General features: G+C 57.9%; 27 protein-coding genes and 1 pseudogene. 5 read left to right on the top strand and 23 right to left on the bottom strand.

All coding sequences use genetic code 11. The features are described 5' to 3' along the window. Positions 1 to 5: 5 nt before the first annotated feature. Positions 6 to 197: a hypothetical protein gene (locus tag HX792_RS20850; protein ID WP_176997872.1), complete on the bottom strand. Its 192-nt coding sequence runs from the start codon at positions 195 to 197 to the stop codon at positions 6 to 8. Between HX792_RS20850 and HX792_RS20845 the strand changes: the two genes are divergently transcribed. Beyond that, positions 196 to 411, top strand: a complete 216-nt coding sequence (locus tag HX792_RS20845) for a hypothetical protein (protein WP_176997871.1) — start codon at positions 196 to 198, stop codon at positions 409 to 411. The genes HX792_RS20850 and HX792_RS20845 overlap by 2 nt on opposite strands. A 10-nt stretch (positions 412 to 421) precedes the next feature. Here the strand turns inward: HX792_RS20845 and HX792_RS20840 are convergent, their stop codons facing one another. Both HX792_RS20840 and HX792_RS20835 read right to left on the bottom strand, forming a co-directional pair. Further along, positions 422 to 895 carry a YmfL family putative regulatory protein gene (locus HX792_RS20840; protein ID WP_176997870.1) on the bottom strand — a complete coding sequence of 158 codons (474 nt, stop codon included), beginning with the start codon at positions 893 to 895 and terminating at the stop codon, positions 422 to 424. Positions 896 to 935: 40 nt separating this feature from the next. Further along, positions 936 to 1,184: a hypothetical protein gene (locus tag HX792_RS20835; RefSeq protein ID WP_176998016.1), complete on the bottom strand. Its 249-nt coding sequence runs from the start codon at positions 1,182 to 1,184 to the stop codon at positions 936 to 938. 38 nt (positions 1,185 to 1,222) lie between these two features. Here HX792_RS20835 and HX792_RS20830 point away from each other — a divergent pair, with 38 nt between their 5' ends. From HX792_RS20830 to HX792_RS20820, 3 genes are all read left to right on the top strand, one after another. Further along, entirely contained in the window at positions 1,223 to 1,693 is a 471-nt protein-coding gene (locus HX792_RS20830) for a helix-turn-helix domain-containing protein (protein WP_256349879.1), read from the top strand. Positions 1,694 to 2,010: 317 nt separating this feature from the next. Beyond that, on the top strand, positions 2,011 to 2,862 hold the full coding sequence (locus HX792_RS20825; RefSeq protein ID WP_176997869.1) for a hypothetical protein: 852 nt from the start codon (positions 2,011 to 2,013) through the stop codon (positions 2,860 to 2,862). After that, a complete protein-coding gene (locus HX792_RS20820; RefSeq protein WP_176997868.1) occupies positions 2,859 to 3,410 on the top strand; it encodes a hypothetical protein in 552 nt (183 codons plus the stop codon). Before HX792_RS20825 ends, HX792_RS20820 begins: the two co-directional genes overlap by 4 nt. 8 nt (positions 3,411 to 3,418) lie before the next feature. On the opposite strand, the gene HX792_RS20815 is transcribed toward HX792_RS20820, so the two are convergent. The 13 genes from HX792_RS20815 to HX792_RS20755 form a co-directional block, all read right to left on the bottom strand. Then, positions 3,419 to 4,690 (bottom strand): phage late control D family protein, encoded by a 1,272-nt coding sequence (locus tag HX792_RS20815; RefSeq protein ID WP_176997867.1) that lies wholly within the window; start codon positions 4,688 to 4,690, stop codon positions 3,419 to 3,421. Then, a complete protein-coding gene (locus HX792_RS20810) occupies positions 4,687 to 5,127 on the bottom strand; it encodes a phage tail protein (RefSeq protein WP_176997866.1) in 441 nt (146 codons plus the stop codon). The genes HX792_RS20815 and HX792_RS20810 overlap by 4 nt, the downstream gene beginning before the upstream one ends. Positions 5,128 to 5,132: 5 nt before the next feature. Further along, on the bottom strand, positions 5,133 to 7,808 hold the full coding sequence (locus HX792_RS20805; RefSeq protein ID WP_176997865.1) for a phage tail tape measure protein: 2,676 nt from the start codon (positions 7,806 to 7,808) through the stop codon (positions 5,133 to 5,135). After that, positions 7,798 to 7,917 carry a GpE family phage tail protein gene (locus HX792_RS20800; RefSeq protein ID WP_176997864.1) on the bottom strand — a complete coding sequence of 40 codons (120 nt, stop codon included), beginning with the start codon at positions 7,915 to 7,917 and terminating at the stop codon, positions 7,798 to 7,800. Before HX792_RS20800 ends, HX792_RS20805 begins: the two co-directional genes overlap by 11 nt. Before the next feature lie 8 nt (positions 7,918 to 7,925). Next, the gene (locus HX792_RS20795; protein WP_176997863.1) at positions 7,926 to 8,261 is read right to left on the bottom strand and encodes a phage tail assembly protein; all 336 of its coding nucleotides are present in this window, start codon (positions 8,259 to 8,261) and stop codon (positions 7,926 to 7,928) included. Between the two features lie 49 nt (positions 8,262 to 8,310). Continuing rightward, positions 8,311 to 8,826: a phage major tail tube protein gene (locus tag HX792_RS20790; protein WP_176997862.1), complete on the bottom strand. Its 516-nt coding sequence runs from the start codon at positions 8,824 to 8,826 to the stop codon at positions 8,311 to 8,313. Between the two features lie 58 nt (positions 8,827 to 8,884). Beyond that, the gene (locus HX792_RS20785) at positions 8,885 to 10,060 is read right to left on the bottom strand and encodes a phage tail sheath protein (RefSeq protein ID WP_176997861.1); all 1,176 of its coding nucleotides are present in this window, start codon (positions 10,058 to 10,060) and stop codon (positions 8,885 to 8,887) included. Positions 10,061 to 10,180: 120 nt separating this feature from the next. Beyond that, positions 10,181 to 10,543 carry a phage tail assembly chaperone gene (locus HX792_RS20780; protein WP_176997860.1) on the bottom strand — a complete coding sequence of 121 codons (363 nt, stop codon included), beginning with the start codon at positions 10,541 to 10,543 and terminating at the stop codon, positions 10,181 to 10,183. Further along, a complete protein-coding gene (locus HX792_RS20775) occupies positions 10,540 to 12,984 on the bottom strand; it encodes a phage tail protein (RefSeq protein WP_176997859.1) in 2,445 nt (814 codons plus the stop codon). The genes HX792_RS20780 and HX792_RS20775 overlap by 4 nt, the downstream gene beginning before the upstream one ends. Beyond that, positions 12,981 to 13,598 (bottom strand): phage tail protein I, encoded by a 618-nt coding sequence (locus tag HX792_RS20770; RefSeq protein ID WP_176997858.1) that lies wholly within the window; start codon positions 13,596 to 13,598, stop codon positions 12,981 to 12,983. Before HX792_RS20770 ends, HX792_RS20775 begins: the two co-directional genes overlap by 4 nt. Then, positions 13,598 to 14,509 (bottom strand): baseplate J/gp47 family protein, encoded by a 912-nt coding sequence (locus HX792_RS20765; protein ID WP_176997857.1) that lies wholly within the window; start codon positions 14,507 to 14,509, stop codon positions 13,598 to 13,600. Before HX792_RS20765 ends, HX792_RS20770 begins: the two co-directional genes overlap by 1 nt. After that, complete coding sequence (locus HX792_RS20760; RefSeq protein ID WP_154845354.1) at positions 14,506 to 14,850, bottom strand: GPW/gp25 family protein; 345 nt, start codon at positions 14,848 to 14,850, stop codon at positions 14,506 to 14,508. The genes HX792_RS20765 and HX792_RS20760 overlap by 4 nt, the downstream gene beginning before the upstream one ends. Continuing rightward, on the bottom strand, positions 14,847 to 15,419 hold the full coding sequence (locus tag HX792_RS20755; RefSeq protein WP_176997856.1) for a phage baseplate assembly protein V: 573 nt from the start codon (positions 15,417 to 15,419) through the stop codon (positions 14,847 to 14,849). Before HX792_RS20755 ends, HX792_RS20760 begins: the two co-directional genes overlap by 4 nt. A 194-nt stretch (positions 15,420 to 15,613) precedes the next feature. On the opposite strand from HX792_RS20755, the gene HX792_RS20750 reads away from it, so the two are divergent. Next, positions 15,614 to 16,318, top strand: coding sequence for a DUF2971 domain-containing protein (locus tag HX792_RS20750; protein ID WP_176997855.1), 705 nt, complete (start codon positions 15,614 to 15,616; stop codon positions 16,316 to 16,318). Here HX792_RS20750 and HX792_RS20745 read toward each other — a convergent pair. From HX792_RS20745 to HX792_RS20720, 7 genes and pseudogenes are all read right to left on the bottom strand, one after another. After that, complete coding sequence (locus HX792_RS20745) at positions 16,315 to 16,770, bottom strand: phage virion morphogenesis protein (RefSeq protein ID WP_176997854.1); 456 nt, start codon at positions 16,768 to 16,770, stop codon at positions 16,315 to 16,317. The genes HX792_RS20750 and HX792_RS20745 overlap by 4 nt on opposite strands. Further along, positions 16,760 to 17,242 carry a phage tail protein gene (locus HX792_RS20740; RefSeq protein ID WP_176997853.1) on the bottom strand — a complete coding sequence of 161 codons (483 nt, stop codon included), beginning with the start codon at positions 17,240 to 17,242 and terminating at the stop codon, positions 16,760 to 16,762. The genes HX792_RS20745 and HX792_RS20740 overlap by 11 nt, the downstream gene beginning before the upstream one ends. Further along, positions 17,239 to 17,418: pseudogene (gene lysC / locus HX792_RS30230) on the bottom strand (Rz1-like lysis system protein LysC); the annotation flags it as partial. The gene HX792_RS20740 and the pseudogene lysC, both read right to left, overlap by 4 nt. Then, entirely contained in the window at positions 17,339 to 17,782 is a 444-nt protein-coding gene (gene lysB / locus HX792_RS30400; RefSeq protein WP_176997852.1) for an Rz-like lysis system protein LysB, read from the bottom strand. The pseudogene lysC and the gene lysB, both read right to left, overlap by 80 nt. Continuing rightward, on the bottom strand, positions 17,779 to 17,982 hold the full coding sequence (locus HX792_RS20730; RefSeq protein ID WP_176997851.1) for a hypothetical protein: 204 nt from the start codon (positions 17,980 to 17,982) through the stop codon (positions 17,779 to 17,781). Before HX792_RS20730 ends, lysB begins: the two co-directional genes overlap by 4 nt. Then, positions 17,979 to 18,824 (bottom strand): N-acetylmuramidase family protein, encoded by an 846-nt coding sequence (locus tag HX792_RS20725; protein WP_176997850.1) that lies wholly within the window; start codon positions 18,822 to 18,824, stop codon positions 17,979 to 17,981. Before HX792_RS20725 ends, HX792_RS20730 begins: the two co-directional genes overlap by 4 nt. Next, a complete protein-coding gene (locus tag HX792_RS20720) occupies positions 18,821 to 19,099 on the bottom strand; it encodes a phage holin family protein (protein WP_176997849.1) in 279 nt (92 codons plus the stop codon). The genes HX792_RS20725 and HX792_RS20720 overlap by 4 nt, the downstream gene beginning before the upstream one ends.

The following is a 19,099-nucleotide window of genomic DNA, read 5'->3' as shown; positions in this document are numbered from 1 at the left end:
GTCCTTTACAGCGCTTCCGCAGCTTCTTGGGCAATGTTCAATGGTGTGATTGCGTCACCGATGGCTAGGCGGATGTCAGTGCCAGAACAGTCGTGATTGGTGGTGGCGACGATTTCTTTTAATGTGTTCAGTCGCTGTTGAGCGATCACCAGCAAATCCGTTAGATGTTTCCTTTCTTCTTCAGGGATGTAGGTCATGGGTAATCACTCAAAAAGAGAAGTCGAGCGCTTGCTGCAACGTTTGCAGGAGCGGCATGAAGCACTGGCGAAAGTGATGCGTGGTCGTGACGCAACAAAACTGACCGACCGGGAAGCGCCGGGGCTGGTGGTGAGCGCCGAAGACATACGCTTTGCTGTCGACGACGTGGCCACCGCGCTCAAAGAGATCAAGTCACGACTCGGCAAAGGCTGATTGCAGTCGCTCACTGTTTGGTCCCCCGGCTGTGCAGCAGGATCGTTGCCAGCACCTCAGAGTGACGGGCTGCCATGTAATGGCTGTGAGCGCGCAAGATCGCCTCGGCTTCGTCCCGCTCAATGACACCGTCGTCCAGTGCCTTCGCAATGATCTGGTCGACCACGCCACGCTTGGCTGCCGCCCGTACTGACCTGTTGTAGAGGTCCACGTTATCCAGCGTTTCAGGCGTGGCGAGGGGGACGAACATCCCGCCGTACATGGCGGCGATGTATTCCGGCAGGTAGGTCGTGCCCATGTCCTGCTCTAACAGATGAATCTGTTCATCGCTCAAAGGCCGGCTGCCGGCGTTTTCGTAGATGTGGTTATCGAACTTCTTCAGTTCGTACCCAAGGCGCGCTGCTGCGCACTCCCGTCCACCTTCGTAGTCGCTGATCACTGCGCTCATGACCTGGCGCTTGGTCGCTAGAACTGGGCGTTTCATCTTCTGGTTTCTCCCTGGAGTCATCGCCCCTACAGTCGTTTCATACAGCCGGTGCTGAAATTTGCTCGGTGTTCTCCGCAAGAATTCCCGGCAGCACTTCCTCACCGATTACCCGCGATAGGTCTCGCAGGATTTGGAACGTCAACCGGCCACGAGGCAGTTTTTTGTGCCCGGCCCAACGCTGAACCACTTGCGTCACTGTGCGCACTTCATAGCCGTGGCTGAGGGCGAACTGACGGAAGTTGCTGCCGCGCTCGATCAGCCGTGCTTGGATCTGGCGCTTTTCCATGGCTTGGCTCATGGTTCGAGTGTTCCTAGTTGGTTAAGATGTACCTGTTTGTTCGCAGTATACGCACCAAAATGAGTGCGTCAATTGGAATTCATGAAAAAATGAGTATAGCCGCTCGCCTGCGCAGCGTAATCGACGACAGAGGTATGTCTATAAAGGAGGCCTCAGAAGTAGTGGGGATCCCTTACAGGACGCTTCAGAACTACCTTCTGGGCGAGCGTGAGCCCAATGCGAAGGCCATGGCAGCCATTCGCACTCATTTGGGTATAAGCCTGGATTGGCTGCTGACGGGTGAGGGGTCTATGTGTCTGGGTGTTTCGGCGGCCTCGTCGGAAGCACAAACAAAGAATCTGCAGGAGGAGGCCATTCTTGAGCTGTTCCGTTCGCTTGGAGAGGCCGGTAAGCGGGAGATACAGAGCGCTGCTGAAGAAAAGAAACGCTTAATGGATGTCGAGCAGCGCCTCAAGGATTTGACTGAAGCACTTGCCGATACCAAACGGCCAGCATAGTCTGTACCCATTAAGAACGGATTTCCCATCACGGATGATTTGTTGGGTGCCTTTAGAAATGGTCGATGAACTGAAAAACGGCCATATAAGAATTATCACAATGGATGTGATCTATGAAAATACTCACCCCAAATAAATTTCTGCGTTACTTAAGTCGTCTTGAGTTAATTTTTGTGACTTGTTGTCGCATTAAGTATTGAAGCCGGTTTGTGTGTCGTAAATTAATGATTGATAACTTGTAGTGGTGTGGTCTCATGCATTCAATATCCCCCTATTCCATCCGGTGCTTCAATCCGTACAGTGATGAGCGTTATTCAGTGTTGGATAAGATAGGGCAGTACGACGCGTATGATCTTTTTCGGGATTTCATTACTGCACAAGGGGATAAGTTCAAGATTGTTGAGGAAAGTAAGCAGGTTTATCGTTTTTTTGGGATGAAGTATTATCCAGAAATTAGGCAAATGGCTGGGTGGTTTGAGGCTGGTACATATGGCGTAAAAAACAATATCATCGATATTGAGACAGGTAATGTTGATTTTGAGAAAGCACAAAAAAATGCCGAGATAATTCGGCATTATGTGAGGTTTTATATTCCTGCTGGCTTTGATGAGGGGATAGCGCTTCTTCATAGCTATAAAGGTAATGGGATTAAAACTCTTCTATATGATTTGCTTAGGGAAGACTTCAGTAAAACCACAAAGCGCACTCTGCATATGAATCCGCTTGCCTACAAGAAAGCATTTCAGCTGTGGGAAAAGGCGGTGACCAAGGAAATAAAGTTGACAAAGTTTCAAGCTATGGCCGATATAACGGATCAGCTTAAAAAGCTTGGGCACAAAGAGCAACAACTTGTAATTAAAGCACCATCTAGAGGTAAGTTAGGGGCGCTGGTCGACTTTATGACCCCAGGCACTGAAGAGTATGGTGTAATTGAATCTCTTCGCCCCCACTGTGGTCAGATCAAGGCTGTCGTGGAGCTTGACGGTAAGAAACGTACGTTTACGGTTGGAGTGCCGGCTGAGGATCAAATTTGTGAAATAATCATGGATGAAGAGGATGTTGAGATGATTGGCGGTAATCCGGAGCCGAAGTCTTTGCATAAATGGTGTACTACACTGTTAAACGAATTTATAGAGCTTATGTATCCCGGGATAAAGGTGGTGGTATGAGCAGCAAGATAAATGTTACTGATATTGTTCTGGGGCATATAGCTACTCTGGCTGATCCTGCTGGTAAGCGTTCTCTTATGGACTATGTGACATTTTTTGCTTTTCCTGGAGTTGTCGCAGCGCTAGGTTGCTATGCTGGCTACAATTTAAATAAGGACGTTTCCTCCATGTTGGTCAACTTTGGTGCAATCTTTACAGCTTTGTTACTCTCTGTTTTGGTTCTTGTATATGATCAGGAAAGCAAGCTAAAAGATATGAGTGGGCTGAAGGCTGTTGATCCTTTGTATAATGCGAAGAAGGATTTGCTTAAGCAGTTGTATTACAATATTTGTTTTTCTATTGTTAGCTCTATATTGTTGGTTGGGTTGTGTTTTGTGCATTCTATTTTATATAAAGTGGTTTCTGTTTTTGAGTTTTCAGGGGGGGTTGTTAAGATTGATTATGCTCGGTATGTACTTACTCCTCTGGTGATCTTTGTTACCGCCAATTTGATGCTGACTATAATTATGATTGTAAAGCGTATGCATGCGATGCTTACAATTCAATAAAATCGTCTTCATTGGCTAGAAGGACTCTTCATTTTGCCCCATTCCCTATCCACCGCCCGCTTAGCCGTCTTCTCACTGGCATACAACCACCGCAACCGTCTCGGCTTCGTCTGATCCCCCGCCGTAATCGTCTTTTCCTTCCCGGTCTTCTGATCGCGGTAGTAGGCAATGATCCCTGTGTAATCGCCTCGATTCTCTTCTGCCAGGTCTTCAACGTTGTCATCCGGCAGCTTGCTCTCCAGCTCCAGGCTGACGGTATACCCACCGTCCGCACTCAGGCTGTGCGCCACATTCCCGCCGTACCAGATGATCTCGTCGATTTCCGCTTTCACTCCCTGAAGCGTGTACGTCAACTCAGGGATCAGATCCGGCCGGCCCATTGCTAGGGTGTAGCTGAGCGTAGCACTGCCGCGTTGCAGTCGCCGGAACTCCGCCCGGGCGGCGCGCAGTGCGGATTGTTGGTCGCTGTAAGTGTGTCGCAGATCTTTGAGATTTTCGCCGCCGCCTGCGATTGCCTCCTGTTTCTTGGCACTGTTCACGTCGTAGTAATAGGCGCGCACGCCGTCGTAGCTGTCGCGGTCGGCTTGCAGGTAGCGGTGCTGGTCGCCATCGGCGCGGGTGAGGGTGATATGGGGCAGGTCCATGCCGCTGGCGGTCTTGCCGCCACCCGCCGGCAGGCACAGCAGGCATCCGGCTTTGACGCTGGCCACCGCGTCGAATTCTTCGCCCAGACGGCTGATCAGATTGGCGTCAGACTCGTTCGCCTGGTCGAGCTGCAGGATGGGCAAACCGTCGAGGGCACCGGAAATAGTGGCGGTGAGTCCGTTGCCGATGGCGATATCGCCCAGGACGTCGCCGAGGGTGGTGTTGCTCCAGCTGCGCTCGCGCTTGGTTTTCAGGCCTTTGCGCAGATCTGCCGATCGAGCGCGGATGCTGAGCACGTCTGGCGCACCGCTATGTTCGGTTTCGTCGACGGTGTAGGTGCCTTTGTCCACCAGGCCGGTGTCGCTCCAGCCCAACCACAACCGGATCACTGCTCCCTTCGGCGGAATCGTCAGTAAGCCGTCATGGTCGCTGAGGGTGATGCTGAGTTGGTCGGCCTCTACGCTGCGGTTGTCGGTCAGCTCCAGGCTCATTAATCGTGGGCTGATAATTTGGGCGATGTCCAGGCCGTCGACGGCGAGCCGGAAGGCCGGCACCGGATAGGCTGCGTCCCGGACGTAACGCTCTGCGGTGTTTCGCAGGTAACCGGTGACCTTGGCAATGATGGGCTCGATCACAGCAGGCCCCGCAGGATGTTGACGCCGATGCTGGTACCGGCGCCGAGCAGGTCGATACGGTCATCGTCGGTACGCTTCAGGCTCAGAGTGAAATCAATGCGCCGCGCCGTACCGTCGGGGAAAAATATGGTCCTGGTTTCATTGAGGCTTTCGATCACCCACAGTCCGTAGATCCGCCCCGTGCCCTCGACCATCGGCCAGGCCTTGCCGGTGTTTGCCATCAGGCGCAGCGAGTCGAGGCTGAGGGCTGTGCCGGCCAATTCTGGGAAGAGGATACCGGGGAGGGTTATGGCGTCTTCGCCACGGCCAACAAATTGCCGCGCGGGGGCTGCACCGATGCGGTTGTTGCTGGCGTGGCGCCAATCGGTTTGGCGTTGCAGCTCCTGGTAGGCGGCGGTGTGGAGGCTGAACACGAACATGCCGAGGGCCATCATCATGGTGGTTATTCCAGGTCGGAGAGTTTGCTGCGCTGACGCGCTTTCTTTTCGTTTTCGATGCGGGCCATCATTGCGCGCAGGCTCTTTTCCAGGCTCTGCATGTCGGTGCCAGGCCCTGCCTGAATTGTGATTTGGTAAGTGTCGTGGCTGTCGTAAACCGCCGCCGAGGGCGAGCTGCTGATGGGCGGCGTGTTATCCACGGCAAACGCCGGCATCGCGGTAGCGCCGAGCGCCAGAGTGCCGGCGGCGGTCATCTGCTTGCTCATGCTGGTCAAGGCGTCCAGCGGGCCTTTCTGCCCTCCCTCAAGGCCCTGAGTAAGCCCGGCCATGGTGAACCCGCCCAGCTCCGCAAACACCCGCGACGGGCTGTGGATGCCGAGTTTTTCCTTGAACCAACCAATGCTGGCGTCTCCGATCGAGCCGATGGCGTTTTTGACGGCGCCGATGCCGGCCGTCAGCCCGTTGATCAGGCCGTTGACGATCATGCCGCCGAACTCGGTGAAGCGGCCGGGTAGTTCGATGCCCAGGTAACTCATCACGCCGGCGAACGCTTGGTAAATAAGGCCTAGGGGGCTGAAATTGACCAGGGTGGTGATGATGCCGCCGATCCCACCATCGAAACCCGCTTTGATCTCGGTCCAGGCGTTGGCGAAGTAGTTCTTCACCGCATCCCAGTTTTTGTATATCAGGTAGGCTCCGCCGGCGAGCGCGGCGACAACGGCGGCGATGATCAGAACGATTGGGTTCGCTGCCAGCCCCCACAGAGCCACGCCTACGGTGCGCAGGGCGGTCAGCAGGGCGCCGCCCATTGTCGTGGCGACCATACGAACGCCTTGGGCAAACATCGGGAACGCATTGCGGGCGAGTCCGGTCAGCGTGGGCATCAACCGGCCGAGCATTTTGGTGATACCGCCACCCTGGAGACCGAACAGGGTCATGCCGTAACGCAGCACCGCGAACGGCCCCAGCATGCTTGCCATGGTCAGTGCCATACCGCCGAAAACGAATGCCATCGCGGCAATTGCAGCCACGACCTTGACCAGGCCCCCGGCAAGTTTTGGATTCTCCCTGGCCCAAGTGCCGACGCTATTGGCGATCTCGCCCAGCGTATTGATCAGGTCTTTCAGGTCAGGCGCTACCGCTGCACCGAACTCAGCCATGGCGTTGGTGAAACTGCCTTCTGCAGCCTCCATGACGTTGGTGAGGGTGCCTAGCTGTTCATTCACACGGGTGCGTAGGTCGGCTTGAGTTTGCAGCTTCTGCTGGACTTCCCGATATCCCGCCAGACCCTTGTTCATCATGGCGTCCAGAGTCGACATCGTCTCCGCATCATCCCCGAACAACGTCTGTTTTATTTCTGTTCGATCGGTATCGTTCAGGCCCTTCAGCTTCTCAATTTGCGCATACAGATTTTCCAGTCCAGCAAAGTTGCCCTTGTCATCCGTGAACTTGAACGACATCCCCGGTTTAGATTTCGCGAGCGCTTTGTTCGCTTTGTCGACTTTGTCTTGATTCAGCCCCGCTTGGAAAATTTTGCGGAAGGCGTTGCCTGCGGAACCACCGTCCATAGCTGCCTGGTCCATCATGATTAGCAGCGGCGCCAGTTCCTTTGCAGCATCGATCCCTGACTTCTTGATTACGTCCATCACTGGGGCAATCTTGCTGAAGCCCTGTAGCATGTTTGTTGGGTCAACACCGGCATAGAAACCACGCTGGATGGTATCCATCAGCCCCATCATGTCTTTTTCGCTGGTACGCGTGGCGTCCTGCATCTTGGCGGCGAATTCAGCCGCTTCTGTGGCTCCCATATTCAACTGGACGCCGAGGTATGCTGCAGCTTCACCGGTACCACCGAGGATGCTCTGAGCGCTGATGCCCTGGCGCCGGAGCATCGTCATCATGTTCTGGAAGTCAGCCGTGGTGCCTGGCAGCCGGTCGCCCAGCTTGGTGGCCAGATCAGTGATCTTTTGGAAGTCCTCGGAGACTTTGCCCGTGTTGTCCATCATCGACACTTTGAGCTGTGTCGCGGAATCCTCATTTGGCGCAAAAGCCTTCACTGCGGCGGCAACGGGGCGGCTCGCTGCATAGCCAACACCCAAGCCGGCGGCGCCGTTCACAGCAAGGTTGCCGGCGGCGCGCTGGGACTTCTCCATTTGGCTGCGAGCTGCCGCTGCACGCTTATGCTGGGCGCTTAACTCGGCCATACGCTTGGATTGCGTACTGATGCTGGCGTTGGTGGAGTTGATTTGTTCGCGCAGCTGGCGCTCATGGGTGCCCAGATTTTTAGTGCTGATGCCGGCGTCGTAGAGCTTCGATCGCAGGCCTTGCAACTGCACGTTCTGTTGCTGGTGTTGCTGCTTGAGTCGGGTGGCCTCGCGCACTGCTGCCTGGAAGCTGCGGGTCATTGCCCTGGTCGGCGCGTCGGTGGCGGCGAGTTCCTGGCTGAGGGATTTGACTCGATCGCGTGCAGCAGTGAGCGAAGCACCAGTTTGCTCTGCAGCCGCACGCTGAGCGCGCCAGGCGCTGACGTCTTTTTGTTGGTTGGTGAGTTCTTTCAGGCGGTCGCGAGCGTCCTTGAGGGCGCGTGCAGTCTGGATGCCCCCTTCGCTGATGTGCTTCAGCGGGCGGGTAGCCTTGTCGATGGTACTGAGCAGCACCTGAAGCTTCAGATCATTTGCCATCGGTGGAGCTCCGCACCCTGGCGCGCTCACGCCAGTCCATCAGTTCCTTCAGGCTCAACTGATCCATGTCAGCCGGCGCCCAGTGAAAAACCACGGCCAGGTCGGCCATGGCGTCTTCTACGCAACGAGGGATGCGTCCGTCTTCATCGATTTCTGTAACAAAAAACCGCACACCTTGGTGCCGAGCGCGAACAGATCGGCAGGGTCCATCGACGTGACTTCAATCGCAGTAAGGGTAGGGCTGCTGATGCGCGGCACCACCTTCACCAGGCTGTTGACGTCCATTTGCAACAGCTCGGACAAGCTCACGCCACGCAGCTCGCCCGATTTGGGCTTGCGCAGGGTGATGCTGTCGATGGTGGTTGTGCCGCGACGGATCGGCGTGTCGAGGATGACAGTGTTGTCGTCGGCCAGGGGTTGTACGTCTGGTTGTTCGGTAGCTGCGGGTTTCATGGGAAAGCTCCTGGTAGTGAGGTTTTGGGTTAACGATCGATGCTGGCGATCAAAGGCCGATGGCGCTGCGCTGTTTCTCCAGCATGTCGATGCCGCCGACCTTTTCGATGAAGTTGAGCAGGTCGATTTCGATGATGTCTTCGTTGTCGACGGTCAGCTTGTAGTAGGTGCAGGTGGTGGTGACGGAGTGCTCGGTGTCTTCACCAGGTGTGGCGTCACCCATTTCAATGGTTTCGTGACGACCACGAACCGTCACTTCGATCGCGCTGATTTCACCGGTGTCGTCCTGCTGGAAAGCACCGGCGAAGCGCAGAGCAATCCCCGCTGCGTTGACCGCGCCGAACTGCTTGAGCACGATCAGGTCCAGGCCGCCCAGCTTCCATTCCAGCTGGATGCCGTCGTCGGACATGCCGAGGTCAGCCTTGACCGGGCCATTCATGCCGGCGGCGCGCCAGGCTTCCATCTTCCGGCCCAAGGCGGGCAGGGTGACGGTCTTGACCTTGCCTGCGTAGCTGCCGCCGTCGTTGAACAGGTTCATGTTTTTCAGTTTGTGAGGCATGGCCATGGCGGGAATCTCCGGGGTTATGGCACAGGGTTAACTCCCCTTGCGGGGGAGGCCCGGTTTAAGCGTTGACGGCGGCGGCGAACTGCATCAGGTAGCGGTCGGTGATGCGCTGACGCAGGGTGAGGTCTTCCAGGGGCGGCACGGGGGTGTAGTCGTAATCCAGGGTCAGCTTGCCGGCCTTGAGGGTGTCCTTGTCGTTGATGTCTTCCGGGTACCAGCAGCTGCCGCCGATCAGGTAGCCCTGGTTGACCAGTTCGCGGAATTTGGCGTTGATCCCGTTGATGATGTCTTTGACCAGGGAGGCGTGCATGGGCTTGTCCATGGCCCACATGTGCGCCTCGGCCATGGTGTCGGCGATGATCTGCGCGGTGCGGGTGTAGTTTTCGAAGGCGAACAGCGGGTCGTCGCTGCACGTGCGGCTACCCCAGAAGCGGAAGCCACCCTCATTGATCAGGGTGGTGACCTCGTTGCTGTTGAGGTAGTTGGCGTCGGTGGCTGGGTTTTGCAGGTCCCAGAACACGTCGGCGCTGATACCGGTCACGCCGTCGACGGCGACGTTGGAGATGGTTTTGTGCCAGCCGATGTCTTTATCGATCAGCGCCCGCAGGCCCAGCGCACGGGCTACTGCCGACGCGGTGACGGTTGCGCTGGTAACCGTGTTCCAGTTCTGGAACTCCGGCCAGATCAGCATGACTTCACGTGCGCCGAAGTTTTCGCGGTAGGCGACCACCTCTTCCTTAGTTTTGCAGTCCCACGCACTTACGTAGGCGAAGGCGCGCAGGTCTTTGGCGATAGATACCAGTGCGGTGGCCACCGGCTGACTGTCGAGGCCTGGCACTCCGAGAATGCGCGGCGTCATGCCTACTCGGGCCTTGGCGGCGAGCAGGGCTTTCATGCCGGTGTACTTGCCGTCGGCGGTGGTGGTGCCGATCAGGGCGCTGGTGGTGGTGGCTTCGTCTGCGCCTTCCTTGACCCGCACCACGATGGTGTAGGGCTTGGTCTGGTCCGCGATGGCCTGAAGGCTCTTCGCCAGGGTGCCTTTGACGCCGGCTTTGGCGATGGCGGTTTGCACATTGGTCAGCAGGACAGGGGTGTCCAGCGGGAAAGCGAGCGGGTCTGCATCTTCAGCCGTACATACCAGGCCGATGACTGCGGTTGCGATGGTGCGAATGGGGCGGGTGCCGTCGTTGAGTTCGAGAACCCGCACGCCGTGGAGATAGTCTGAACCGGCCATGGGTGGTTGCCTGCGCTGTGATGGAATGACAGTGCACAGGCTGCCGCGCGCGCGCCGGATGGGCGAGAGGCAAGCGTTGTAGGTGGCAACGCTACAAGGCGCGCCACCCATCAACGATAATTATCGGATCTGTGTTTCGATCCAATTTGGAGCAATAGGCCGGTGGTCGCTGTTCGGAAAGTCCGGCGATTGCGGCCAGTCCCGCAGGGCCTGCATGTAAACCAACAGTGACGTAAATTGCTCTTGCGTCAGCGTGGACGGATGTTCAATTTCGAGCTGATCCCTATGGCGCTCACGCAACCACAAAGCCGACGACAGCGCGCTATCTCGCCAAACTCGCTCCTGCAGTGCGGCCTCCTCGGCCTCCGACAAAAGCGGGACATTGTCGAGCGGGAATTGGCTCCAGTATTCGCCAGGCCCAACATCGTCAGGGCCGCTCACAGCACGAAACGCCGGCCTATCAACACAAATTGCAAAGCTCATAAGTTGTCCTCCCAGCCCCTGCAACCAAGTATGCCGGCGGTCAAGTTGCTGGCGAAATTCAAGCTCCGGCCAACGCTGTCCAATGTGATGACAGCACTAGAAAATTGGTTTGCTTCGTTAGTGATGCTCAAGACAATACCCACCAGAAGACTCCCCGCACGCCCCACCTGCACCGTTCCGCCGGACGATGATTGCGTACTGATGAAAATCTCAATGGCCGACGCCGTTGGCGGGACGAAGGGATCAATTGAAACGCTTACCCCTGTTCCGCTAATCGTCCCCTGAACGCCCTGAGCCATCGCAATGTTACTGGCTCCGTTGGTCCCAGCCCTTGGACTCATTGTCACCCTGCCACCGGTCTGATCGAAACACAGGGGGTACTTGTTCGCCGTAGCATCGGTAACAAATGCGTTAACTCGCTTGGCGATGTAACCAGCAGGCAACAGAGGCTCATAAACAAATCGCAGCGGTGCCCCGGCACCGGTAGTGATCGCCGGAACGCTGGCAGTGATTTGGGTTGGCGAGTCGACCGACTTGATGAATGCCCCAGGTGGGAAGCTAGCCCCGGAAAACTGCATGCCTGGGCGCATAGACGCCGTACTGGCAATACCAGGAATGACGGCAGAGCCCGCTGTGGTGTTGCCCGTAACAATCGGAATAAGCGCCGCGATACCCGCCGTCACTTCACCATTTGTCGCCACCCAAGTGCTGTACCAGCTCGACGCCGCGAGAACTCCAGCATCCAACCCGCCAAGCCCTACAGTTCCGAGGTTGACGATCAGATCCAGAAACTCAACCACCCGCGCCGATACACCGCCTCCTATGGTCAAACTGCGCGCCCTGATCGCAATCAGTGCGTTTGTGCCAGTTGCCGAGACATAAAGCCCCTTGTAGCCGGACAGCGTCATTTTTCTGAGGGCGCGCACCTCAGTCTCAAGCGCGGCAACATCAATATTTCCCTGATTGATTGGCGCGTTCCAGGCCTTGATACACCACATCACCGCCAAGTTTCGCGGACGGGTCTCCGAGCCAACACGGGGCACTCCGTTTACTCCATCCGTGACGAATGCCCCAGTAAGATTTCGAGGACGAACTCCTGGGGTTCCCGTCCCCAATGGCGGACCGGATGCGGGCGTTCCAGCACCACCATTGTCGTTACCCCATGTATCGCCACTCAGCGCTCGCATGGTCTCCAAACGGAACCCCTGAATCCCGTCAAGCTGATAGCTGCCGAGCGAACGCCCTGCATCCACACCGCGTCCATGATCCCAGCCCCTCAGGAACTCAGCGCGTGACTCTGGCAGGCGGAAATTTCCAGCACCCTCGTCACCCTTGTTGAATGCCCCGCCCAGAAACGTGGCCAGGTCCGGATAAACCGCCGCACTTTTCACGCTACCGTCCAGCTCTAGAAAGCCCGGCGCCACCTTGTCCACGGGAAAACCGATCATCGAACCTACAGGCAACGCCGAGGCCTGGGCGATCATCGCCGCGATTTCATCCTTGGTGTATGTGTCGGTGATTCCGTGACCCGCCAGTGTGGTAGGGGTGGTACCGGCAATCACCCGGCCGTACTTGTCGACCGTCACCTTGGTGTATGCGCCCGCGCTGACACCCGTGCGTCCAGCGACCATTTCGAAGGCCAGCGCAGTGGTGCCCAGGACAATCGGCGCATCCGTCACCAGCTGCCACACGCTATCGCCGTTGACCGTGCCCTTTTCGACACTGACAAACAGCCCAGGCGTCACTTCGACGCTGGTGTCAGCATCCAGCGCACGTTTCCAGGCGCCCGCTACGGGGACAACGTAGATACCGTTTTCCTTGGCTTGAGCCTGATCCTTCACCAGGACACGGGCACCGGCCGGCAACAGCTCGCCGTCGATGGTCTGGATACCGCTCAGCGTGATATTTGCCGTAGTTGCCGCCAGCACTGAGTGCTTGTAGTCCAGCTTTGATAGCGCCTCAACAATGACCGTGTCGACGTATTCGCGAGTCGCCAAGACAACGCTGGGGTCGATCTTCAGCTCAATGTTCGCCGTGCTGCTGACGATCAGGTTGATTCGAATCACCTGCGTCCGGCCAGAGCCCTGGTTGAGCAGCGGCTTGAACGTGGGCGCGCAGTTGGCGACCGCGACCATATCGCCGTCCGCGTCGTACAGCGCAAGCTCCCGCACCCACCAGCCGCCGACGCTCTCGGGGATAATCTGCTCGGCAATGATCACGCTGGCATTGGCCGGGTCAACCTTCACTTGGTTCAACGGTGCACGTCGGCGCTCGTTGATCAGTTTGGTTTGGGTGCGGCTGGGGATAGGGTCGGTGCCGTTGGCATCACCCACGGCCATCTGGGCGAACGTCCAGGCTGTGCCGAGGGCTGCGGCGTTCGCCTGCTTTGCTTCACCGACGGCGGTGAGGATCGCGAAGAACTGGCTGTTTTGGTCGGTCATGAGTAGATGTCCATCGTGTCGATATGGTGTTCGCGGCCACCGATGCGGTACAAGCCGCTGACGTCGATATCGCGCTGGGTCGGTGGGTAAACGCTGAGTTCGTCGCCTTCGTACACGCAGGCCCCAATGAACACGGTGCCGGTGCTTTCCAGGCTGATGGCCAGGCCGGTCAGTGGGCGGGTGAGCGGCTTGGCGTCATCAATCAGCCAGGTAAGCTCCTGGTACATTTCTTCGGTGATGCCGGTGTCCAGCACTCCGACCTTCAACGCAAAGGTGCCGGGCACGCCTTCCGGTACGGTCTGCCACCATTCCACCACCTCAATAAGGTACCCCAGGGGCTCGACCACGCGGCGCAGGGCGCCGATGGTGCCTTTGTGCGCGTGGATGTAGCGGGATGATCGGATGGCTGCGCGCTTGGTAGCTTCGGTCCAGTTGCTGTCCCAGCGGTCGACGGAGAAGGCCCAGGCCAGGTAGGGCAGTGCCACCACCGGGCAGGTGCTCGGGTTACAGAGCGTTCTCAGCGGGATCGGTACGCGCTGAATGTGCGCGAGGGCCTGAGCAGCCTGGCGCTCAAGCGACGTGGAGTTGTTCGGCAGCAGCTGCTGGGCGCCCATTATTCAACGCCCCGCGTGATGGTCACACCGGTGCAGTAGGGCGCCTGTTCTTTGGTGGCGACGATATCGACCCAGTCTTCCAGCTCAACTTTGCGAACCCCCTCGACGAACAACGCGGCGTGCAGCGCTGATTCCGACACCTCCATTGCGAGGCGTCGACGTTGGTGGACGTATGCCAGCAGGCGCTGTTCGGCTGCCGCAAGGATTGGCTCTGACTCGGGGCCGTTGGTCAGCAGGTAGAGCTTGGCTTTAACCGCGTAACGGATGATCACCGCACCCTGGACGGTGAGGCGGTCGGCAACGGGCCGGCGGTCATCGTCGCTCAGGTGCTTTTTGACGACGTTGACCAGGTCGGCAGACGCGCTGCCGTCGCCTAGCAGCGCCTGCACGGTAACAACCGCCACGGCGGGTGATGGGCTTTCGGCCGTGGCATCGGCAACACGGCCGTCAGCGCCTCGGGCGTGGAATATGTAGCTCTGGCGCGGGCCGGCGGTGCTCAAGCCCTCCCAGGCCATTTGCGCCCGTTCGCGCAAGCTGTCGTCGCTTTCCATAATCCGCGCGAGGGGCGGGACTGCCATGGGCTTGGCTTCCTGAACCACCAGGCGCTGTACGTTGAAATTGCCAGCCAGTTGATCCAGGTCGGGGCCTTTGGCAAAGGCCAGCAGGTTCGCCATGGACGCCTCATTCACTCTCTGACGCCAGATGGTTTCGCGGTAGGCGTTCTCCTGCAGCAGCTTTGCCAGGGGTTCCGATTCCATGTCGAGGCGCGCTGCGATCTGCTCCTGTTCCTCGATCGGCCACAGGCTGATCATGTAGGCCTTGCGCTCGGCCAGGATCAATTCGAAGTCGATCTGCTCGACGATCTGCGGCGCCGGGAGCTGGCTGAGGTCAATCGCGGCAAAGGAATTCATACGCTTCCCCCCAGTTGCAGTGGCAGGCTCAGGCTAAAGGGTTCATTGGTGTCGACGACGGAGCCCTCCAGATCAAGCACGGACTGCCCTTGCAGGTTCGCGCCGAGGAACTGCACGCGACTGAGGCTGATACGGGTCTCCCAACGCATTAACGCCATGACTGAGCCCGCGTAAACGCGTAGGCGCGTGGCGTCATTGAAGGGATGGTCGACCAGCTCGGGCAGCAAGCTGCCGTATTCGCGGCGCATCACGCGCGTGCCGATGCGGGTGGTAAGGATGTCCGTGATGCTCTGGCCGATGTGGTCCAGGTCGCTGATGGTTGCGCCGGTTTCGCGGTTCATTCTGGTTTCCCCGTCTTCGCGCTGCCCACCAGCACGCCGCCGTGCAGGTGCTTGACCAGGCTGATGGTGGCCGCGACCACGTCTTCGGAGACGGTCACCAGGCCGACCACGTTCTGGTTGCCGGTTTGGTTGTAATCGCCCTGGTGATTGATGGGGCCGATGATGTTGATCCCGCCCTTGCTCACCAGGCTGGTGGTACCGCTTTCGGGCAGGGTGGCGTTCAGGTGATGGGCGACGCTGTCGTACTCGATCACTGCGCCGTCGGCGTAGGTGCGCCGATGCAGGCCGGGGCGATTACCATTGGCAGGGATGTGGTCGCTGAAAAGCCCGGTTACGACGATGCCATTGGCGAGCTGGCCGGATGGGCTGAACAGGATCACCTGTTCGTCGACGGTGGGTGGGTCCCATTCGCGGTCAGAGCCAGCGCGCAGGGCGAGCCACGGCAGCCAGGCGGTGGTCAGTGACCCGGTCTTGACCTGCACGCGCGGGGGTTCCATCTGCACGGCGGCGATGACGCCGAAGCGGATAAGGTTTTCGAGCATGCGGGAGAGGGCGGCGAAGTCGTTCATGGCGCTGATGATGGCGCCACGCGCGTGGGGGTGCAGTATTCTCAGGTTGTACCGACGCGGTCTACATGACTTAGTGCCGTCCTATAGGTTTCTGATTGAAAGGTTTACGCCTTTGATGTGATGCCATAATAGTGGCGACTTAGGGGGCGCCCAGTTATGATCTGAAGAGGACCAATGCCAACTAGGGGGGGATCATGGCAACCAAAAATGAGTCTACAGGCTTGTATCGGATTATGGACTTCTCGCGAGTTGTCCAGATTTTTGAAAGACAAGAACTCTATTTTGCAAATCCCAGTACTTGGGATGATCCCTATGAACAACTAATTAGGCATTCTAAGGATCATGCGCTTTTTGGGCAGTGCTGGAGTCGTACACATACTTCCGATGCCTTGTGGCGAATATATTCTAAAGATGGAATGGGTGTGCGGATATCTACTACTGAGGAAAGGTTTAGGCAGGTTATAAGATCCGGAATCAAGGATAAAAATTATAATTACCGACTTCGCAAAGTTGAATATGTCTCTCAGACTAGGCTTAATGAAAAGGCTGAGAAAGTCGCTGAAAGCTTGAACGATTTTTTTGTAATTGGCGAAGCGGTTGATATGCTTTACATGAAGCGAGAGGCCTTCAGTCATGAAAACGAATGGCGTGCCACGCTGTTTTGCCCGGAAGAAGTTAGAGCGGATGGAAAAAAAGGTATAACTATACCTGTTGACCCTCATCGTTTCATCCAAAGCATTGTTCTGGATCCGAGGGCACCTGATGAACTAGTTAATGCGTTTATGTTTTACTTCAAGCTTAAGTTGGGGTTCGTAGGGCGAATATCTAGGTCGGTGTTGTATCGGAAACCTAAGGGTTTTGAAGTTGATGGTGAGGTTTTCAGTATCGAAGATCTTTAGTTTACGTGCGAAAGTATCTTGTCTCTGATTAAGTTGATGTCTGCATCAGTGAATCCTAATATTTCACGCTGTTCGTACCTCACATCTGGAGCACCACGCTCCGCACGATCCTTCAAGCCGTATTGGTGAACCCTGGCGATCCGGGCAATGCGCCCGGTGAACCCTACCGTCACATTATTGCTATCACCACGAGCCTTCAGATACGACGCAGTCCGCAGCTTCTTGAACATCGCCAACTTCCGACGAACCCGGCCCTGCTTTCCGCGAAGGTTCCGCTGCTTACGCGGCGCAAACTTGCTCCCGTCCGGGTTCTCCTGAGCCATCACGCGCTTCTGCTGACTGCGCCGCAGTTCTTGCCCAATGCTCCGAGCCAATTTGCCGCGCTCACCTGGCTCCAGCCGATCCAGCAGCACCGCCGCCCAGGTTTCCAGCGCTTCCAGGTTATTCGCCATCAGGGACTCTCCACTCACTGGTGTTGCCCTGGGCTCCAGGCTTCCAGTTCGGATCGAGGTAGCCCGCCACGTACTGCGGTTCGTTCGGATGCTTCACGGTGGTGTTGCCTTGGTCATCCTCTCCGACCACAACCCGTTCCGTCAGCGGCAGGGTAATGCTGAGGTCCACCTTGTTCTTGTCCAGGATGTCGGCTTCGAACTGTATGCCGTCTTTGACCTTGTCGAGGTTGTCCAGCAGCTCAGACTGGTTGACGCTCAGCCAACCTAGAATCGGCAGGATCACGCTGTCGGGATGGCCGGCGAACTCGGTAAGGATGATCTGCAGGTCAAAGCTGTATTCGAACGACAGGGTGTGGGCTGCAGTGCAGCGGACCTTGCCGTTATCGATGAAAATCAGCAGACGGTCGGGGTTGTGCTTGAACTCGGCGACGGTGGCCAGGAGGTGGGCGCGCAGGCTTTCCGGCTTATTCATGGGTTGGCCTGCTGGTGTTTGTAGACCATGTCGACTTGCGCCGCGCAGTCAGCCCAGGCGGCTTCGGCGCGGTCTTCGTCGGTCAGGAGGTCACCGTTATTGATCGGGCTTGTCGCCGGCAGGTGGCACGGCACTACGGCCGGACAGCCAGTCACGATAAGCGGCGGCGCCGGTGATGGCGGGGCGCTCGCGCAACCGGCGAGCAGCGTCAGGCAGAGGCTGATCAGCCCATTTCCGAAGGTCGTCATTTTCACGTTTCAGCTCCTCTATTGTTCGCTCGCGTTTGGCCAGGTTTTGGCGCAACTGATCCTGTTGGGCGCGCAGGGTGCTCTGTGCATCGCGTTCCTGCTTAAGGGTGTCGGTTAGGGTGTTGGCCGTCTTCAAGTTGCGGTCTGCGTCCTCGCGGGCGGTCTTGGTCGCATCCTGTGCCCGTTCAGCTTTACCTTCAGCGACGTCGATACGCGTTTCTTGGACCCAGATCAGCAGCACCAGGGCGCCGAGCAGTGCGAGGCCATAAAGAGCCTGGCGCAACGTGCTCATGCGCGGTACCAGCCGAGTTTGTTCATGGCCGCGGTGTCGAGCTGTTTGATTGGACCGCGCACGATCACGGCGCGAGCGCCGTTCATGATCTGGATGGCTTCGGCCAGCAGCTCCATGTCGCTCTGTTCGGTCGACTCCGGCACCACGAGCAGGTCACCGTCCTCTACCCGCAGCTTTTGCAATGCGTCGAAGTCGATCATGCCGCCACCCCTTTGCCACACTCGCAGGCTGCGTGCCGCTCGTAGGCGCGCTGGAGCTTGGTGTCGTAGAGATTCCGCAGATAATCCGGCCCGTTGTAGAGCCTGGCGAACTCGGCCCATTTGCGGCCCTTCAGAGCCTTGTGCAGCACCGGGTCGGTTTCGATGAAGCGGGTGAAGGCGTCGAGCTGCTGCGATTCGCTGGCAGCCATTGCCGCGACGAAGGCCTGCACGCTGGCGTAGCCGAGGCGCTTCCAATGAAAGCCCATGATCTGGAAGGCTCCCCAGGAAGCCGACTCCAGTGCGGCTGTGTCGTCGATCAGGCGTGCCATGGCCAGGCGCTGGTGTTCGGAGGTACCGCCGATGTATCCGCCAGGCTTCGGGTTGACCAGGGCAGGGTTGGCGGTGGCGAGCTGGTCCGCGTGACGCTTGAGTTCTGCCGCGTCATCGCCGGCATGTCGCGCCGTGGCGAGCTGGCGGTACATGATGTGCCGTTCGAACAGGATCACCGGCTTGCCGTTGTCGAGAAAGCCCTTGCCCTTCGATTCCACTTCATTGACCGCGTAGATGCTCGCCAACGGAACGTCGAGGCGTTCGGCGGCGGCCACCAGGTCATTGTTGCGCAGCATCTGCGTGCAGTCGCCACCGGCCAGGCTGGTTTGGGTCTTTTCGCCAGCGGCGCCATCGACGACCAGGCCGACTTTCAGCTGGTAAGCGCGAACAGCCGATTCAGTGTCGTCGCCGAACACACCATCAGGGTAGAGGTTGGCACCGTGCTTGTTGAGGTTCTTTTGCAGCATCAGCACTGCTTGCGAGCGGTCGCCGTGGCGAAGGGTGGTGGTCATGCGCTGGGCCTCAACAGGGCGGCGACGTTGCCGCGTGAACGGAAAATTAGGATGCAGAGCAGCACGACGGCAGCGGCCTGCCCGAGGCTGGTGGGCTGGCGCTCCAGCAGGATCTCCAGACCGCAGATGCACAACGTGGCGCCAAACAGGCTTGCCAACAGCGAGATGCTGCGGCGGTACCGCGCATCGCCTCGGGTGTAGCAGGCCAGGCGCAGGGCACTCAGCAGGTAAGCGATCGCTGTAATCAACTGCACGGCCAGTTCGATGTTCGGCAT

The organism is Pseudomonas sp. B6002 (assembly GCF_013385985.1).
Lineage (GTDB): Bacteria > Pseudomonadota > Gammaproteobacteria > Pseudomonadales > Pseudomonadaceae > Aquipseudomonas.
This window is presented reverse-complemented; position numbering and strand designations above follow the sequence as displayed.

Bases quoted from the DNA above. Each gene is read 5' to 3' on its own strand.
- HX792_RS20845 (WP_176997871.1), top strand. From the start codon at position 196: ATGGGTAATCACTCAAAAAGAGAAGTCGAGCGCTTGCTGCAACGTTTG.
- HX792_RS20850 (WP_176997872.1), bottom strand. From the start codon at position 197: ATGACCTACATCCCTGAAGAAGAAAGGAAACATCTAACGGATTTGCTG.
- HX792_RS20840 (WP_176997870.1), bottom strand. From the start codon at position 895: ATGAAACGCCCAGTTCTAGCGACCAAGCGCCAGGTCATGAGCGCAGTG.
- HX792_RS20835 (WP_176998016.1), bottom strand. From the start codon at position 1,184: ATGGAAAAGCGCCAGATCCAAGCACGGCTGATCGAGCGCGGCAGCAAC.
- HX792_RS20830 (WP_256349879.1), top strand. From the start codon at position 1,223: ATGTACCTGTTTGTTCGCAGTATACGCACCAAAATGAGTGCGTCAATT.
- HX792_RS20820 (WP_176997868.1), top strand. From the start codon at position 2,859: ATGAGCAGCAAGATAAATGTTACTGATATTGTTCTGGGGCATATAGCT.
- HX792_RS20810 (WP_176997866.1), bottom strand. From the start codon at position 5,127: ATGATGATGGCCCTCGGCATGTTCGTGTTCAGCCTCCACACCGCCGCC.
- HX792_RS20805 (WP_176997865.1), bottom strand. From the start codon at position 7,808: ATGGCAAATGATCTGAAGCTTCAGGTGCTGCTCAGTACCATCGACAAG.
- HX792_RS20800 (WP_176997864.1), bottom strand. From the start codon at position 7,917: ATGGCCGACCTGGCCGTGGTTTTTCACTGGGCGCCGGCTGACATGGAT.
- HX792_RS20795 (WP_176997863.1), bottom strand. From the start codon at position 8,261: ATGAAACCCGCAGCTACCGAACAACCAGACGTACAACCCCTGGCCGAC.
- HX792_RS20790 (WP_176997862.1), bottom strand. From the start codon at position 8,826: ATGGCCATGCCTCACAAACTGAAAAACATGAACCTGTTCAACGACGGC.
- HX792_RS20785 (WP_176997861.1), bottom strand. From the start codon at position 10,060: ATGGCCGGTTCAGACTATCTCCACGGCGTGCGGGTTCTCGAACTCAAC.
- HX792_RS20780 (WP_176997860.1), bottom strand. From the start codon at position 10,543: ATGAGCTTTGCAATTTGTGTTGATAGGCCGGCGTTTCGTGCTGTGAGC.
- HX792_RS20775 (WP_176997859.1), bottom strand. From the start codon at position 12,984: ATGACCGACCAAAACAGCCAGTTCTTCGCGATCCTCACCGCCGTCGGT.
- HX792_RS20770 (WP_176997858.1), bottom strand. From the start codon at position 13,598: ATGGGCGCCCAGCAGCTGCTGCCGAACAACTCCACGTCGCTTGAGCGC.
- HX792_RS20765 (WP_176997857.1), bottom strand. From the start codon at position 14,509: ATGAATTCCTTTGCCGCGATTGACCTCAGCCAGCTCCCGGCGCCGCAG.
- HX792_RS20760 (WP_154845354.1), bottom strand. From the start codon at position 14,850: ATGAACCGCGAAACCGGCGCAACCATCAGCGACCTGGACCACATCGGC.
- HX792_RS20755 (WP_176997856.1), bottom strand. From the start codon at position 15,419: ATGAACGACTTCGCCGCCCTCTCCCGCATGCTCGAAAACCTTATCCGC.
- HX792_RS20750 (WP_176997855.1), top strand. From the start codon at position 15,614: ATGGCAACCAAAAATGAGTCTACAGGCTTGTATCGGATTATGGACTTC.
- HX792_RS20745 (WP_176997854.1), bottom strand. From the start codon at position 16,770: ATGGCGAATAACCTGGAAGCGCTGGAAACCTGGGCGGCGGTGCTGCTG.
- HX792_RS20740 (WP_176997853.1), bottom strand. From the start codon at position 17,242: ATGAATAAGCCGGAAAGCCTGCGCGCCCACCTCCTGGCCACCGTCGCC.
- lysB (WP_176997852.1), bottom strand. From the start codon at position 17,782: ATGAGCACGTTGCGCCAGGCTCTTTATGGCCTCGCACTGCTCGGCGCC.
- HX792_RS20730 (WP_176997851.1), bottom strand. From the start codon at position 17,982: ATGATCGACTTCGACGCATTGCAAAAGCTGCGGGTAGAGGACGGTGAC.
- HX792_RS20725 (WP_176997850.1), bottom strand. From the start codon at position 18,824: ATGACCACCACCCTTCGCCACGGCGACCGCTCGCAAGCAGTGCTGATG.
- HX792_RS20720 (WP_176997849.1), bottom strand. From the start codon at position 19,099: ATGCCGAACATCGAACTGGCCGTGCAGTTGATTACAGCGATCGCTTAC.